We start from the raw sequence: 14,490 nt of genomic DNA, 5'->3' as shown, positions 1-14,490 counted from the left end.
GCCGAAGTGGGCCCGAAATCGGCCCCCGGCCCGCCCGCCTGCGCCCAACTGCAGTCACTTGACGGATACCGCCGGTCCGGCAGCCCTTCGTACGGTTCCGTCAAGTCCCTCAGGCCACCGATGAACCCAGGAATTCTCATGGACCAGATCAAGCTCGGCGACGTCACGGTCACCCGCGTACGGGAATATTACGGCTCCGTCGAAATGACCCCTGAAACCTTCTTCCCGGAAAGCCCCGAGCACGCCTGGAAGAATGGCCCGGATTGGCTCACGCCGCATTTCCTGGACGCCGGAACCAATCTCGTGAACTCCGCGATCCAGACCTGGCTGCTGCGCAGTGAGGGAAAGACGATCCTCGTCGACACCGGCGTCGGCAACCACAAGGAACGCCCCTACTCGCCGGTCTGGAGCCACCTCGGGACCGACTTCCTGGCCAATCTCTCCCGCGCCGGTGTCGAACCCGAGGACGTCGACATCGTGATCAACACGCATCTGCATGTCGATCACGTCGGCTGGAACACCTACCTGGACGACCGGACTTGGGTGCCCACGTTCCCCAACGCCACGTACCTGATGCCGAAGGACGACTTCGATTACTGGAACCCCGAGAACGGACACGAGCCGCTGCTCGGCCGCGGCAATCAGAACGTGTTCGAGGACAGCGTCGCCCCGGTGCACGCCGCCGGCCGGACGCTCCTGTGGGAGAACAGCCACCGGATCGACGCCAACCTGCGCCTGGACCTCGCCCCCGGGCACACCCCCGGCTCCTCAGTGCTGACGCTCGGATCCGGCTCGGACCGCGCCGTCTTCGTCGGCGACATGCTCCACAACCCCGTTCAGATCCTCCACCCGGACACCAACAGCTGTTTCTGCGAGGACCCGGCCGGGGCCGTCGCCACCCGCCGCAGGGTCCTGGGCTGGGCAGCCGACAACAACGCCCTGGTGATCCCCGCCCACTTGGGCGGCCATGGCGCGGCCGAGGTGACACGCCACGGAAACACCTTCGACATCAAGGGCTGGGCCCCGTTCACCCCGTACTCCGAACAGCGCTGACACCGACCGGGGACGACCCCCGTAGAAAGGCCACTCCTGTGAACCACCGCCCCGACCCCGCCGTCGTCACCACCGCCCAGGGCGCGGTGCGTGGCCTGCGCCAGCACGGCAGTACCGCGTTCCTGAACATCCCCTACGCCGCCGCGCCCACCGGCGCCGACCGGTTCCGGCCGCCGCGTCCGCACGCGGCCTGGCAGGGTGTGCGCGACGCGACCGCGCCCGGGCCGAACGCGCCACAGTCCGAGCGCAGGCTCGGCAGCATCGACATGACCCCCTACTTCGGCACCGGCTGGAGCCGCGGCGAGGACTACCTCACCGTGAACGTGTGGGCGCCCGAGACCCCGGGCGGCGACGACCTGCCCGTGATGGTGTTCGTGCACGGCGGCGGATTCGTCGCCGGGTCGACGCGGTCGCCGCTGTACGACGGCAGCGCCTTCGCCCGCGACGGTGTGGTGCTCGTGACCCTCAACTACCGCCTGGGCATTGCCGGTTTCCTCGACATCCCGGGCGCGCCCGCCAACCGCGGTCTGCTCGACGTCGTCGCCGCGCTGCGCTGGGTGCGCGAGAACATCGCCGCGTTCGGCGGCGACGCGGACAACGTGACACTCTTCGGCCAGTCGGCCGGCGCCACGATCGTCGGCGGCATCCTCGCCACTCCCGACGCATCGGGCCTGTTCCGCCGGGCGATCGTCCAGAGCGGCAGCGGCCTGGGCGCCTTCACGACCGAGCAGGCCGCACGCGTCACCCGGGCCGCCGCCGACGCGCTCGGCATCGGGCCCCGCCCAGACGCCTTCGCGGAGATCCCCGACGAGCGCCTCGTCGACGCCGCCTCCGCACTCGCGGGCCTCGACCTCAGGACCGGGACACACCGCGACCCGCTGATCGGACTCAGCCCCTTCAGCCTGGTCCTGGACACCCAGCCCGCCGACGCCGTCGCCGCCGGAATGGGCACGGACGTCGACCTGCTCATCGGCACCAACTCCGAAGAGGGCAACCTTTATCTGGCCCCCGTGGGCAGGTACGCCACCTCCACCGACGCCGACGTCGACGCGGCCGCGAGCTCCTCCCACCCCCGCCCGGCCGAGCTCGTCGAGGCGTACCGGGCGGCACTCCCCCAGGCATCCCCCGGCGCGCTGCGTTCCGCCATCATGGGCGACGCCCTGTTCGGCGCGGGCAGTTGGGCCCTGACCTCAGCGCACGCGGCGCACCCCGCAGCGGCGACGTACGCCTACGAGTTCGCGTGGCGTTCCGAGGCACTGGACGGACAGCTGGGCGCCACCCATACGATGGAGCTACCCTTCGTCTTCGACCTCGCCGGGCTCCCCCAACTGCACGGCCCCGAGGCGCTGTTCGGCCCCGCGAAGCCGCCGGCGGACCTCGCCGACCGGGTCCACGGGGCCTGGATCCGCTTCGCCAGGACGGGCAACCCGGGCTGGGCGCCGTACGACAACGAGCGCAGGACGACGATGCGGATCGACGACGAGTGGGCCGAGACCGACGACCCGCACAGCCGGGAACGTCGGGCCTGGAGCTGACTGTCAGTGGCGCATGGCACCGTAGCGCCCATGGAATCGACCGCGCACAAGGCAGTCCTCGACGCAGGCTGGGCCCTCGGTGTACCCGAGCCGGTGACCTGGGCGTTCATCCGACTCCTGCGCCCCTGCGTCCACCTCTGCTCCTACGACATGCTGCCGGAGGAGCGGAAGCAGGGCGCCCGGGCGGTCGGGCAAGCCGCGGGGCCCGCCCGTCTGCCCCAGGGCATGGAAGCTCCGGAGAGTCTGCCGCACGTGCTGACCCTCGACTGCGCGGCGATACCCACCGGCGTGCTCGACATCGAATTCCCCGCCGACGGACGCCTGTTGGTCTTCGGCGAAATCAGCGACTACCCGGGGGAGGGCACCATCCTCCATCTGCCGCCAGAAGCCGAGGTCGAGGAGACGGAGCACTCGGGAATCCAGGAGCCGTTCCCGCTCTACGCGGTACCGGGCACCACCGCGCCCGACCTCTCCGACTGGTCCCACGTCGCGGAAGCGGTGGACTACGCCGCCGGGGACGCCGAGCGGACGCGTCTCGTGAAGCGGCTCATCGAGGAGATCGACAGGATTCTCGACGCCCGGTGGACACAGGACATCCAGCTCGGCGGCCACTCCCGCGCCTGGCAGAACCCGGTGGAGGACCGCGGGGACGTGCTGTTCCTCCGCATCCCGGAGAGCGCGGTCTCCGACGGGGACAGCTACCTCACCCTCATCGCAGGACGCCGGGAGCAGATCGCGGAGCGCCGTTACGACGAGCTCGAGTTCGAGGTCGAGCTCTGACCCGGCGTCAGGGCGTCGGGCGCCAGGCGTCAGGGCGCGATCATCGTGACCCCTCGGCCCGGCGCCGAGCCCATCGCGTTGAGCGCGGACGGGGTCTCGTCCAGAGAGATCGTGGCGGTGATGAGGCGGTCGGGGCGCAGGGTTCCGGCGGTGACCAGCTCCAGCATGCGGGGGTAGGCGTGCGCCGCCATGCCGTGGCTGCCGAGGAGTTCGAGTTCGAGGGCGACGACCCGGTCCATCGGGAGGTGGGCGCCGCCCGGCAGGAGGCCGACCTGGACGTGACGTCCGCGGCGGCGCAGGCTCGCGACGGACGCGGCGCTGGTGGTGGGGGAACCGAGCGCGTCGAGGGAGAGGTGGGCTCCGCCGTGCGTGGCGTCGCGGACCGCCGCGGCGGTGTCCGGGACCTCTGCCGCGTTGACGCAGACGGTGGCGCCGAAGGCGGAGGCCATGGCGAGGGCCTCGGGAGAGACGTCCACCGCCACCACCCGGGCCCCGGCCGCCGCCGCGATCATGATGGCGGACAGTCCCACCCCTCCGCAGCCGTGCACCGCCACCCACTCCCCCGCGGCCGCGCGCCCCTGGTCGGCCACGGCACGGAAGGCGGTGGCGAAGCGGCAGCCCAGGCTCGCGGCGGTGGCGTCGGTCATGCCCTCGGGGACGGCGACGAGGTTCACGTCGGCGTGGTGCAGCGCGACGTACTCGGCGAACGATCCGGCGTGGGTGAAGCCGGGCTGCTCCTGGCGCTCGCACACCTGGTGGTCGCCGCGGACACAGGAGGCGCAGCGCCCGCAGGCGCAGATGAACGGGACGGTGACGCGGTCGCCGGTCCGCCACTCGGTGACGTCGGCGCCGACCGCCTCGACGGTGCCGGCCAGTTCGTGGCCGGGGATGTGCGGGAGGCGGACGTCCGGGTCGTGGCCCTGCCAGGCGTGCCAGTCGCTGCGGCAGAGCCCCGTCGCCCCGACCCGCACCACGACTCCGTCCCGGGGCGGCGCGGGGTCGGCGACCTGCCGTACCGCCGCGTCCTTGCCGAACTCCTCGAACACCACTGCACGCATCCCGCGCACTCCCTTCTCCCGGCAGCCGGTGCCGCCCGTCCGACCCGTTGATGCCGACCTGACTTCGTCGGCCGGCGCCTCGAACCCGGGTCCGGTGTGCCGACCGCACCGACCGTACGTGACCGGAACGGGCATCGCGTCGGCGGGTGTTTCCCGCTCCCCCGCACCCGAGGCATCAACTCATCGGGGGCCGTGGTGTGTTCACCCGCATGGCCCGCCCATGGGTGCCGTACCGGCCCGCTCCCGCGATCCTCGGAACCAGCAGGTAGCGGCGGCCGCACACCAGGGGACATCGTCATGGAGCATCCGGGAACGCTGATCCTCATCATGGCGGCGGCGGTGCTGGCCCCCTTGCTGGCACACGGTCTCGGCCGCTGGGTCCGGGTTCCTGTGGTCATCTTCGAGATCGTGCTCGGCATTCTCGTGGGCCCCGACGTTCTGGGGTGGGCCCGCTCCGGGGAGATCACCGACATCCTCGCGAACCTCGGCCTGTCCCTGCTGATCTTTCTCGCGGGGTACGAGATCCAGTTCGACGCCATCCGCGGGGACACGCTGCGCCGGTCCGTGTGGGCCTGGGTGATCTCGCTGGCGGCGGGGCTCGCGGTGGCGCTGACCCTGACCGGCCTCGACTTCCCCAAGAGCGTGATCATCGGGACGGCCCTCACGAGCACGGCGCTGGGCACGGTGGTGCCCATCCTGCGCGACAGCGGCGATCTGCAGGGCCGGTTCGGCACCGTCACGACGGCGTTCGGCGCGGTCGGCGAGTTCGGGCCCATCATCGCCATGTCCGTCCTGCTCAGCGGCCGTGACCCCGGCCTGTCGACGGTCATCCTCGCCGTGTTCGCCGCCATCACCGCGGGGGCCGTGTTCTGGGCGCTCCGCCCGCGCCCGCCCTGGTTCACCCGGGTCATCCAGACGACGCTGCACACGAGCGGCCAGTTCGCGGTCCGCTTCGTCATGCTGCTGCTCGTCTCGATGCTCGCCCTGTCGCAGGCCTTCGGCCTCGACGTGCTGCTCGGCGCCTTCGCCGCCGGGCTGCTGACCCGGCTGGTTCTCCAGGGCACGGCGCCGGAGGTCGGCAAGGACGTTCTGAGCAAGATCGAGGGCCTGGGCTTCGGCTTTCTGGTGCCGCTGTTCTTCATCGTGACCGGGATCGAGTTCGACCTGTCGTCGCTCCTGTCCGGCGGACGCCCCCTCGTGCTGCTGCCCGTGTTCCTGGTCCTGTTCCTGGTCGTCCGCGGACTTCCGGCGTACGCGCTCGCCCCACGCGACCTCTCTCCGCTCAGCCGCCGGGCGCTGACGCTCCACTCGGCCACCTGCCTGCCGCTGGTCGTCGCCATCACGACGATCGGTCTCGCGGAGGACCTTCTCGGCAGGGGCGAGGCCGCCGCGATGGTCGGCGCCGCCATGGTGTCGGTCCTGGTCTTCCCGCTGCTCGGCCTCCGGATGCGGGGCAAGGAACGTGAGGTGGTGGCCACACGGACGAATGTCCCCGGGACGGAGGTGTGGTGATCGCTCCTACCGCCGGTCCCGGCGGCGGTGACGGCCGCGCCGGGAGAGGGTGGAGCGCGGAGCGGTGTTTCGATCGATTCGAGCGAGCGGAGAGCCGATGCGGCGGGCCCTGTCCCGAGTCCGGTCCCGGGCGCATGCCCGGCAGGCGCGGTTGGACCGGCTGCGGCAGAACGAGGGGACGCTGCTGGACCGGCTGTACGGGACCGCGTACGAGAGCGTCTCCTTCCCGCCGCCGCGCGACTTCGAGGACGGGCAGGCGGCCGAGATGCTGCGGTTCGTCCTGCACCTGGGCCGGGAGCTGTTCCTGGCCGGGTCGTCGACGCGTGACATCCAGACGGCGGTCGTGGCCGTGACGGCCACGTGGGGCATGCAGAACCTGGAGGTCGACATCTCCGGGCGTTCGTTGCAGGTGCAGTACGCGCCGCCCCGACGCGCGCCGGTCGTCATGCTGATCGTCCTGGGGTCGGAGGACACGCGTGATCTCAGTCGGCTGACCGCGCTGGAGCGGCTGACCGTGCGGATCGTGGCCACCCGGCTCGCACCGGCGGACGCGCGGGCGGCCCTCGACCGGTTGGTGGCGGCGCCGACGCGGTGGCCCTGGTGGTTCACCCTGGGCGGTGGCGCGGTGCTGGCGGCCATGCTGTGCGTGCTCGCGTCCGGTACGGCGCGCGCGGCGCTGCTGTCACCCCTGCTGTTCCTGGTCACCAACCGGGCCGCGTGGGCGCTGAGCCGCACGGGGCTGCCGTCCTTCTACGTCACGGCCGTGCAGACGTCCCTCCTCATGGCGGGTGCCATGGCGCTGATCGACTTCGGGGTGCTCAGTGGGCGTGAAGGGGCGAGCCTCGTCGCCGCCAACGTCATCCTGATCCTGCCGATCCTGACCGTCGTCTCGCTCACCGAGGACGCGATCGACGGCTTCCGGTCGATGGCGGCGGCCCGTTCGGTGAGCCTTCTCCTGTTCTTCGCCGCGCTGGCGGGAGGCATCCTCACCATCGCGTTCCTGCTGCGCGGCCTCGACAGCGACGCCCGCAACACGACGCTCGCCGCGCTGCCCGTCTGGCTCACCCTGGTCACCAGCGGCATCGGCGCCCTGGGCAACGCCGTGTTCATGGGCGGCGGCCCGCGCCTGGTGCCGTGGGCCATCGCCGCGGCGCTGGTCGGCGCGGGCGTGAAGATGTTCGGCATGGCCCAGCTGGACTGGTCCGCCCCGCTGGCGACGGGTCTTGCCACCACCGTCATGGGCGCAGTGTCCGCCGCGATCGGCCCACCCGCGGGCGTGCCCGCGAGGGCGGTACTGATCCCCGGCATCGCCGGCAGCGTGCTGCCCGGCCCGGACCTGTACCGCAGCATGCTCCAACTCGTCCTCGGCGTCCCCGGGGCCCACCAGTACGTGGTGACGACCCTGGCGTCCGTCGCCGCGATCGGCGTCGGCGCGGTGCTGGGTTCGCTCCTCGGGGCGGGCAGCGAACGCATGCGGGGCAGGAGCCCGCAGGCTCGTACGTCCGGGGCAGCCGTCGGCTGAGCCGGCAGGCCCGCGACTGATACCAGGAGAAGTCGATCTCTTCATATACAGTGACCGACTGCTATCAGCCACCCCCCAACAGGTCTGTACGACCTGTCACTTGGAGAGGAACGACTTTGCTTCGACGTTTCACCACACTCGCCGTGTCCGCCGCCATCGCGGGCGGCGTCCTGTTCTCGGCCGTCCCGGCACAGGCCGCCCCCGTTGCCGAGCAGGGCAGCGTGTCGGCCCGTGGCCCGATCACCTGCAACATCCCGAAGATGCGCCAGCAGGTCGCCAACCACAAGTCCAAGGCGGCCAAGCTGGACAACCTCGGCTACCACAGGTCGGCCGCGAAGGAGCGCGCCAAGGCGCGGGCGATCCAGGCGCGGATCCAGCAGTGCCAGGACGCCGACGACAACGCCCCCGGCCCGATCGGCGGCTGACGCCGGGCCCCTTCGGGGGCGGCCCCGAAGGCGACCAAGCCCCCACCCGGCAGCACCCTCGCCGGGCGGGGGCTTTCCCCCCAGCCCTCCCGCCAACGGCACACGCCAGAAGGGGATTTGGTCGCAGGCTCAGAACCTGAACCGTCACCGGCGAAGCACGATGCACCGCAGCCCACCCGGCTCCAAGTCCACCCACGCACCGCTGCCCCACCACGACATCAGCTCCCCCACCTCGCCCGCGGACAGCGCGATGTGCCGGCGCGCGGACAGCCGCTCCGCCAGAGGCGTTGTCACGGCCCACGCGCCGCCCGGTCGCAGCAGCCGTCGGACCCGCTCGGCCACCTGCCGCTTGTCCGTGAAGAACGGGTAGACGAGCCGCATCGTCACCACGTCGAAGGTGCCGGCCCCGAGCGTGTCCACGGCCTGCTCGTCGATGAAGTCCAGGCGCCGGGCCACCAGGTTGGGCACGAGATCCTGATAGCGGTCACGGACGGCGGCCACCGCGGAGGACGCCCAGTCCACCGCGAGCACGTCATATCCCCACCGGGCCAGGCCGGCGGCGTAACTTCCCAGCCCGCACCCCACGTCCAGGAGACGGGCCCCGGCAGCCGACGGCAGCTGCTGGGTCAGGAGCCGCAACTCGCGGTCATCGGACGCACGAAAGCCCTCGCCACCGGCGAAGTGGCTTTCCCACCGAGCCAGCGGGACGGTCGTTGCCTCCGACGCGTCGGTCGTCACCACCGCGGGGCTCCTTCGACCAGTAACCGTCAGCCGGCCGTCCACCCGCCGTCCACGGCCAGTCCCGAGCCCGTGGCGAACGAAGCGCGGTCGCTGCAGAGCCACAGGGCTGCCTGGGCGATCTCGGTGGGGTCCGCCATGCGTTTCTGCATCTGGCGGGCTACGAAGGCCGGGCCCAACTCCGGGTAGGCCTGCACCGCTTGCTCGATCATTTCCGTGCGGGTGGTGCCGACGACGAGCGAGTTGATGCGGATGCCGTGTTCCGCGTACTCGGCCGCCGCGGCCCTGGTCATGCCGAGCACCGCGTGCTTCGCGGCGACGTAGGGCACGGGAGCCCCGGTGGCCCCCATGGCCGCGGTGCTGGACGTGTTGACGATCGCGCCCTTGCCCGCGGCGAGCATCACCGGGATCTGGGAGCGCAGACAGTTCCAGGTGCCGCTGACGTTGACGGCCATCGTACGGTCGAAGACGGCCTGGTCGAGCTCGTGCAGCGGTGTCAGGTCATCGCCGGCGAAGCCCGCGTTGTTGAAGGCCGCGTCCAGGGTGCCGAAGTGTTCGCAGGCCGCGTCCACGGCGCGCTGCGTGTCCTCGGGGACCGAGACGTCGCCCGGGCTGATCGCCGCCCGGCCTCCCAAGTCGACTATTTCCTGGGCCAGATGCTTCAGTACGTCCGCGCGGCGGGCCATCAGGAGTACCGCCGCCCCCTCGGCGGCGAACAGGCGGGCGGCCGCTTCTCCGATACCGCTCGAAGCGCCCGTGATCATGACGGTCTTGCCGGCCAGCATTCCAGTCGTGTCACTCATTGGGCGAGTAAACCCTCTGGGGCGACTGGCGTACACCTCCGCGCACGGCGGTCCGTCCTCAGCCGATACTCAGCGCCAGGCAGAAGTCGACGCGGTCGCGCAGCGTGGCGAGGCTGTGGCCCGTCAGTTGCTCCACCCGCTGCAGCCGGTAGCGCAACGTGTTGACGTGGATGTGGAGTTGCTCCGCGCAGCGCTGCCAGGAGCCGGAGGCGTCGAGGAAGGCGCTGAGGGTGGCCACGAGGTCGCTTCCGTGTGCGGCGTCGTAGCGCTCGACGACCCCGATCAGGCGCTCGCGGTAGAAGCGGCGCACGTCGTCGGGGACGGCGGCCAGGAGGAGTTGGTAGGAAGAGAGGGAGCCGGTGTCGGCGGTGCGTACGGTGCCGGTTGCGAGGGCGGCGACCCGGAGTGCGTTGCGGGCCTCGTCCAGGGAGCGGCGCAGGCCGGTCGGGCCCGTGGCGGGCTCACCCGTACCGATGGCGGCATGGCCGTCCGCGAGGAGCGGCGCGAGACGTTCGGCGGTACCGGACGTGTCGTGGTCGCCTTCGGGTACGAGCATGAGGTACGCGCCGTCCTCGGCGGGGATCGGCACCGAGCAGCCGGGCAGCCGTTCGGCGACGTCCTCCAGGACGGTGGCGGCGAGTTCGGCCCCGTACGGACTGCCGGTGGTGCGCACGTACACGGCGCTGAGTGGTGTGTCGAGGTCGAGTCCGAGGCTGGTGAGCCGGGCCGCGGCCGCCTCCTCCCTGCCGTCGGTGAGCAAGTCGACCGCCTCGCGCAGGAAGCGTGCCTCGATGCGGCGCCGTTCCTGTATCGCGGCGCCGTCGAGCGCGAGCAGCGCGCACACCTCCCACGCGGCGTCGGCCACGCCCGGCGCCCAGTCGCGGTAGTCGCCCGAGGCGGCGAGGTACCCGGCAGGCGGTCGGCGCGCGGCGGGCGACTGGACGGGGAACAGGGTGAGTTCACCGCAGCCGGGGACAGACCGTACGGCGGGGAAGCCGCCCGCGCCGAGCGCGTCGTGGTGGGCGCGGGCGAGTTGCCGCTCGCTCACCAGGGGAACGCCGCCCGCGCGCGGCGCACCGGTCGCGGAGAGCACCGCGCACCACACGCCCGTGGCCCGCGCGAACACGTCGATGAGTCCTTCGGCCCCCTCCCCCGCGGCCATGCTGGCGACCAGGCCGCGGTGCAGATTCACGGACGGCGCGCGCCGATGGCCGCCCCCGAGCGCGGCGAGCACGGTCTCGGTGAGCGCGGCGAACGAGACCTCGTCGTCGACGGTGAGCAGCGTCAGGCCGTGCCGGGTGCAGGCGTCGGCGAGCGGCGCGGGCACCGCGCCGACGTCCGCGGTCCCGGCGACGAGCGCGGCGACGCCCGCCCCCGACAGTGCGGCGACGAACACATCGGCGTCGCGCGGCTCGTGGTACCAGGTGGTGCTGGTCAGGACGAGTTCCCCGCCGTCGAGGTAGCGCCCGGGGTCGGGCAGGTCGGTGGTGTAGACGCCCCGGATGCGCGGGCTCTCGACGGGGGCGGCCACGACGGACCGCAGCCCGAGTCGTGGCATCGCGAGCAGTTCGGCTAGCTCCACCGGTCGGCCTCCTCGGCACCGCCCAAGGGGAGGGCGGGCGACTCGTGTTACAGGCATGCACACCGGCGTGCAAGGGGTTTGGAGCATAGTACGGGCCCGCCGCGCGAAAAGGGCCGCTCGTCTGGAGAGATCTGCAATCCCGCAGGAGCCGCGGCGCCGGTTCACTGAGTCACGCAACGAGCCGCATGACCCCGCACCGCACCACCATCCCGCTCCGTACTCCCGTCCTGTCCTGGTGAGGAGCCCACCATGCGCGCCGCCCCCGAACGTCCCTCGACCATCGAACGTCTGGGAGCCGAACCCGTACCGCTCACGCGGCGGCACGGCCGCCCCTGGTCGCTTTTTACGCTGTGGTTCGGCGCGAACGTGCAGTTCGCGACGCTCAGCGTGGGCGCCCTGTCGACGTCGGTGTTCGGCCTCGACCTGCTGCCCGCCGTCCTCGCGATCGTCACGGGCACACTGCTCAGCTCGGCGCTCGTCGGCCTGTTCTCGACGCGCGGGCCACTGACCGGTGTGCTTCAACTCGTCCAGTCCCGGGGCCCGTTCGGCCGACTCGGGAATCTGCCGTCCGCGGCGTTCACCGTGGTCAACGGCGTCGGTTGGTGTGTGGTCGACTCGTTGCTCGGTGTCTTCATCCTGCGCGATCTGACCGGCATGGGCTTCGCGCCCGCGCTCGTCCTGATGGCGGTGGCCCAGCTCGGCATCGCGGTCGTGGGATACCGGTTGATCCACACCGTGGAACGGGTCCTGGCCGTGGTGTTGGTGGTGGTGTTCGCGGTGATGTCGGTGTACGGGTTCGGCGCGGCGCACGCGGCCGCTCCCGTTGCCCCGGCGGACGGCTCGACCTCCGCGTTCCTGCTGGTCGTCGCCGTCACCTCGGCCCGCGTGCTCGGCTGGTCCGCGTACGCCTCCGACTACAGCCGCTATCTGCCGGCGCAGCGTTCGCCGCGTCGGGTGTTCCTCGCGGCGGGCGGCGGCGGTGCGCTCGCCGGAGTATGGATCGGCTCGCTCGGCGCGGCGCTGGGCACGGTGGGCGCGCTCGACGACCCGAGCGCCATGGTCAGCGGCCTGCTGCCGGGCGCCCTCGGCACCGTCGTGCTGCTGTGCCTGCTGCTCTCCACGCTCGCCTCCACGGTCATCGACCTGTACTCCGGTGCGATGGCGGCGCTCGTCGCCGGGTTCAGCATTCCGCGCTGGGTGTCGGTCCTCGTCGTCGGCGGCCTCGGCACGGCGCTCGCCTGGTATGCGGGGCACGGTGACTTCGCGACGCAGCTCAACGACCTTCTCCTGATGACGGGTTACTGGCTGGCGCCGTGGGGCGCGGTGATGATCGTCGCGTACTGGGGCCGTGGGCGGCGCGCGCTGGCGGATCCGTACGACCCGGGACACCGCTTCGGCCGGGGCCTGCCGTGCGTGCTGCTGGCCATCGCGGCCGAGCTGCCGTTCATGAACCAGTCCCTCTACACGGGGCCGCTCGCTGAGGCACACCCGGTGCTCGGCTCGTTCGGCCTGTTCGTCGGGTTCGCGGTGGCGGGGGCCGCGTACACCGTGGTGTGTCCACGCCCCCGTACTTCCGACCGACCCCAACCGTCCGTACCCTACGAGAAGTTGAGGAGCGAAGCATGACGCCCACGAGCACCACCACGACTGTAACCACCACTGCGCCCAGCGCACAGGACGAGGTGTTCCTGCGGGCCGCCATCGTCACGGCGGCGCAGTCCCGCGCCGCCGGCAACCACCCCTTCGGCGCGCTGCTCGTCCTCGACGGCGAGCAGGTCCTGGAGGCCGGCAACACCGTCGTCTCGGAGCGGGACGCCACCGGCCACGCCGAGACCAACCTGGTGCGCCTGGCGACACGTACCTACGACCGCGGCACACTGGCCCGCGCCACCCTCTACACGTCCACCGAGCCGTGCGCGATGTGCGCCGGCGCCGTCTACTGGAGCGGCATCGGCCGGGTCGCCTACGCCCTCGGCGAGGACGAACTTCTCGCCCTGACCGGCGCGAACCCCGAGAACCCGACGATGGCACTGCCGTGCCGGGAGGTGCTGGCGGCCGGGCAGCGTCCGGTGGATGTCGTCGGGCCGTGCCTGCACGAAGAGGCGGCTGCGGTGCACGCGGGGTTCTGGGCATGACGCACACACGCCGCACGCTCATCCACAACGGCATCGTCATCCCCTGCGACGGCACGAAGACGGTCCTGGACCCCGGGTCCGTCCTCCTGGAGGGCGACCGCATCGTCGCCGTCGACCGCCCGGAGACCTTCGCCGGCACCGACGCGCAGGTCATCGACGCCACCGGCCACGCCGTCATCCCCGGCCTGCACAACACCCACCTGCACTCGGGCCTGTTGCGCGGCACCGCCGAGTCCAAGTCCCTGTGGGACTGGCTGCGCGACTACGTGGACCCGGCCCACAAGGCCCTCACCCCCGACATCGCCGAGGCCGCGTCGCTGCTCTGCTACACGGAGTCGCTGCGCGCGGGCACCACGTCCGTGATGGACATGTGGCGCCACATGGAGGGCTCGGCGCACGCCGCCGAACAGGTCGGCATCCGCGCCACGCTCGTCCCCTACGTCGCCGACCTCCCCGGCTACGACTACTTCGAGACGCTGGAGACCAACCGCCGCCTCCTGAAGGAGTACCGCACGTACGCGGGCGGCCGGGTGCGCTCGTGGGTGGGACTTGAGCACCTCTTCTACTGCAGCGAGGAGGCCTTCCGCGCGGCCGCCGCGCTGGCGGACGAGTTCGACACCGGGCTGCACACCCACTCCTCCGAGACGACGTGGGAAGTCGAGGAATCCCTGCGGCAGTTCGGGCGCCGTCCCGTCGAGGAGTTCCACCATCGCGGCATCCTCGGACCGCGCACCGTCATCGCCCACTGTGTCTGGCTCGACGACCGCGAGCTCGACCTGCTCGCCGAGACCGGCACGAGCGTCGCCCACTGCCCCTGCTCCAACATGAAGCTGTCGTCGGGTCCCGCCCGGGTCGCCGACATGCGCCGGCGCGGCATCGCCGTGGGCATCGGCAGCGACGGCGAGAAGGAGAACAACAACCTCGACCTGCTGGAGGAGATGAAGTTCGCCTCGCTGCTGCAGAAGGTGACCTCGCTCGACCCGACGACCGGCGACCCGTGGGACATCCTCGACATGGCCACCCGCGACGGCGCCCGCGCACTCGGCCTCGACGACATCACGGGTTCGCTGGTGGCGGGCAAGCGCGCCGACGTCGTCACCGTCGACCTGCGGGCGCTGCACACCACTCCCCTCCTCCACGGGGACGACTTCAACGCCGTCCCCCACCTGGTGTTCTCCGCGTCGGCCGCCGACGTCGACCATGTGTGGGTCGACGGCGAACTACGTGTGTCCGGCGGGAAGGTACTGAGCGTGGACACGGAACAGGTACGGCTGCGCGCGCAGGAGGCGGCGGAGGAACTGTTCCGGCGGCGGGCGGCGCTTCCGGTGGACGGGTAGACGGCTGCGG

Annotated in this window: 13 protein-coding genes; 9 read left to right on the top strand and 4 right to left on the bottom strand. The window is 71.7% G+C overall.

The genetic code is table 11. The features are described 5' to 3' along the window. Positions 1-138 precede the first annotated feature (138 nt). Genes ACYSUO_RS05920 through ACYSUO_RS05910 form a run of 3 tightly spaced genes read left to right on the top strand, consistent with a single transcriptional unit; the run spans position 139 to position 3,368 of the window. Positions 139-1,053 (top strand): MBL fold metallo-hydrolase, encoded by a 915-nt coding sequence (locus ACYSUO_RS05920; protein ID WP_461774924.1) that lies wholly within the window; start codon positions 139-141, stop codon positions 1,051-1,053. Positions 1,054-1,091: 38 nt separating this feature from the next. Then, positions 1,092-2,588 carry a carboxylesterase/lipase family protein gene (locus ACYSUO_RS05915; RefSeq protein ID WP_461774923.1) on the top strand — a complete coding sequence of 499 codons (1,497 nt, stop codon included), beginning with the start codon at positions 1,092-1,094 and terminating at the stop codon, positions 2,586-2,588. Between the two features lie 30 nt (positions 2,589-2,618). After that, entirely contained in the window at positions 2,619-3,368 is a 750-nt protein-coding gene (locus ACYSUO_RS05910; RefSeq protein WP_461774922.1) for a hypothetical protein, read from the top strand. A gap of 29 nt (positions 3,369-3,397) precedes the next feature. Here ACYSUO_RS05910 and ACYSUO_RS05905 read toward each other — a convergent pair whose 3' ends face one another. Continuing rightward, a complete protein-coding gene (locus tag ACYSUO_RS05905; RefSeq protein WP_461774921.1) occupies positions 3,398-4,426 on the bottom strand; it encodes a zinc-dependent alcohol dehydrogenase family protein in 1,029 nt (342 codons plus the stop codon). 297 nt (positions 4,427-4,723) lie between these two features. On the opposite strand from ACYSUO_RS05905, the gene ACYSUO_RS05900 reads away from it, so the two are divergent. The 3 genes from ACYSUO_RS05900 to ACYSUO_RS05890 all read left to right on the top strand — a co-directional run bounded on the left by ACYSUO_RS05900 (position 4,724) and on the right by ACYSUO_RS05890 (position 7,885). Then, positions 4,724-5,938 (top strand): cation:proton antiporter, encoded by a 1,215-nt coding sequence (locus tag ACYSUO_RS05900; protein WP_461774920.1) that lies wholly within the window; start codon positions 4,724-4,726, stop codon positions 5,936-5,938. Positions 5,939-6,035: 97 nt separating this feature from the next. Beyond that, a complete protein-coding gene (locus ACYSUO_RS05895; protein ID WP_461774919.1) occupies positions 6,036-7,460 on the top strand; it encodes a threonine/serine exporter family protein in 1,425 nt (474 codons plus the stop codon). A 116-nt stretch (positions 7,461-7,576) separates the two neighbouring features. Then, positions 7,577-7,885, top strand: a complete 309-nt coding sequence (locus tag ACYSUO_RS05890; protein WP_461774918.1) for a hypothetical protein — start codon at positions 7,577-7,579, stop codon at positions 7,883-7,885. 144 nt (positions 7,886-8,029) lie between these two features. Here the strand turns inward: ACYSUO_RS05890 and ACYSUO_RS05885 are convergent, their stop codons facing one another. Genes ACYSUO_RS05885 through ACYSUO_RS05875 form a run of 3 tightly spaced genes read right to left on the bottom strand, consistent with a single transcriptional unit; the run spans position 8,030 to position 11,008 of the window. Continuing rightward, on the bottom strand, positions 8,030-8,623 hold the full coding sequence (locus ACYSUO_RS05885; RefSeq protein WP_461774917.1) for a class I SAM-dependent methyltransferase: 594 nt from the start codon (positions 8,621-8,623) through the stop codon (positions 8,030-8,032). Positions 8,624-8,652: 29 nt separating this feature from the next. Next, positions 8,653-9,426, bottom strand: coding sequence for an SDR family NAD(P)-dependent oxidoreductase (locus ACYSUO_RS05880; protein ID WP_461774916.1), 774 nt, complete (start codon positions 9,424-9,426; stop codon positions 8,653-8,655). A 58-nt stretch (positions 9,427-9,484) separates the two neighbouring features. Then, positions 9,485-11,008 (bottom strand): PucR family transcriptional regulator, encoded by a 1,524-nt coding sequence (locus tag ACYSUO_RS05875; RefSeq protein WP_461774915.1) that lies wholly within the window; start codon positions 11,006-11,008, stop codon positions 9,485-9,487. Positions 11,009-11,257: 249 nt separating this feature from the next. Between ACYSUO_RS05875 and ACYSUO_RS05870 the strand changes: the two genes are divergently transcribed. From ACYSUO_RS05870 to ACYSUO_RS05860, 3 genes are read left to right on the top strand one after another with little or no spacing between them, the layout of a single operon-like run. Beyond that, positions 11,258-12,634, top strand: a complete 1,377-nt coding sequence (locus ACYSUO_RS05870) for a purine-cytosine permease family protein (protein ID WP_461774914.1) — start codon at positions 11,258-11,260, stop codon at positions 12,632-12,634. Further along, positions 12,631-13,143, top strand: a complete 513-nt coding sequence (locus ACYSUO_RS05865) for a nucleoside deaminase (protein WP_461774913.1) — start codon at positions 12,631-12,633, stop codon at positions 13,141-13,143. Before ACYSUO_RS05870 ends, ACYSUO_RS05865 begins: the two co-directional genes overlap by 4 nt. Further along, entirely contained in the window at positions 13,140-14,480 is a 1,341-nt protein-coding gene (locus ACYSUO_RS05860) for an amidohydrolase family protein (protein WP_461774912.1), read from the top strand. The genes ACYSUO_RS05865 and ACYSUO_RS05860 overlap by 4 nt, the downstream gene beginning before the upstream one ends. Positions 14,481-14,490: the final 10 nt, after the last annotated feature.

Source organism: Streptomyces sp. UC4497 (assembly GCF_054871485.1).
The sequence above is the reverse complement of the archived record's forward strand: the minus strand, read 5'-3'. Positions and strand labels throughout refer to the sequence as shown.

What these genes read in the sequence shown, in the direction of transcription:
- ACYSUO_RS05920 (WP_461774924.1), top strand. Translation starts at nt 139, where the DNA reads ATGGACCAGATCAAGCTCGGCGACGTCACGGTCACCCGCGTACGGGAA.
- ACYSUO_RS05910 (WP_461774922.1), top strand. Translation starts at nt 2,619, where the DNA reads ATGGAATCGACCGCGCACAAGGCAGTCCTCGACGCAGGCTGGGCCCTC.
- ACYSUO_RS05905 (WP_461774921.1), bottom strand. Translation starts at nt 4,426, where the DNA reads ATGCGTGCAGTGGTGTTCGAGGAGTTCGGCAAGGACGCGGCGGTACGG.
- ACYSUO_RS05900 (WP_461774920.1), top strand. Translation starts at nt 4,724, where the DNA reads ATGGAGCATCCGGGAACGCTGATCCTCATCATGGCGGCGGCGGTGCTG.
- ACYSUO_RS05895 (WP_461774919.1), top strand. Translation starts at nt 6,036, where the DNA reads ATGCGGCGGGCCCTGTCCCGAGTCCGGTCCCGGGCGCATGCCCGGCAG.
- ACYSUO_RS05880 (WP_461774916.1), bottom strand. Translation starts at nt 9,426, where the DNA reads ATGAGTGACACGACTGGAATGCTGGCCGGCAAGACCGTCATGATCACG.
- ACYSUO_RS05870 (WP_461774914.1), top strand. Translation starts at nt 11,258, where the DNA reads ATGCGCGCCGCCCCCGAACGTCCCTCGACCATCGAACGTCTGGGAGCC.
- ACYSUO_RS05865 (WP_461774913.1), top strand. Translation starts at nt 12,631, where the DNA reads ATGACGCCCACGAGCACCACCACGACTGTAACCACCACTGCGCCCAGC.
- ACYSUO_RS05860 (WP_461774912.1), top strand. Translation starts at nt 13,140, where the DNA reads ATGACGCACACACGCCGCACGCTCATCCACAACGGCATCGTCATCCCC.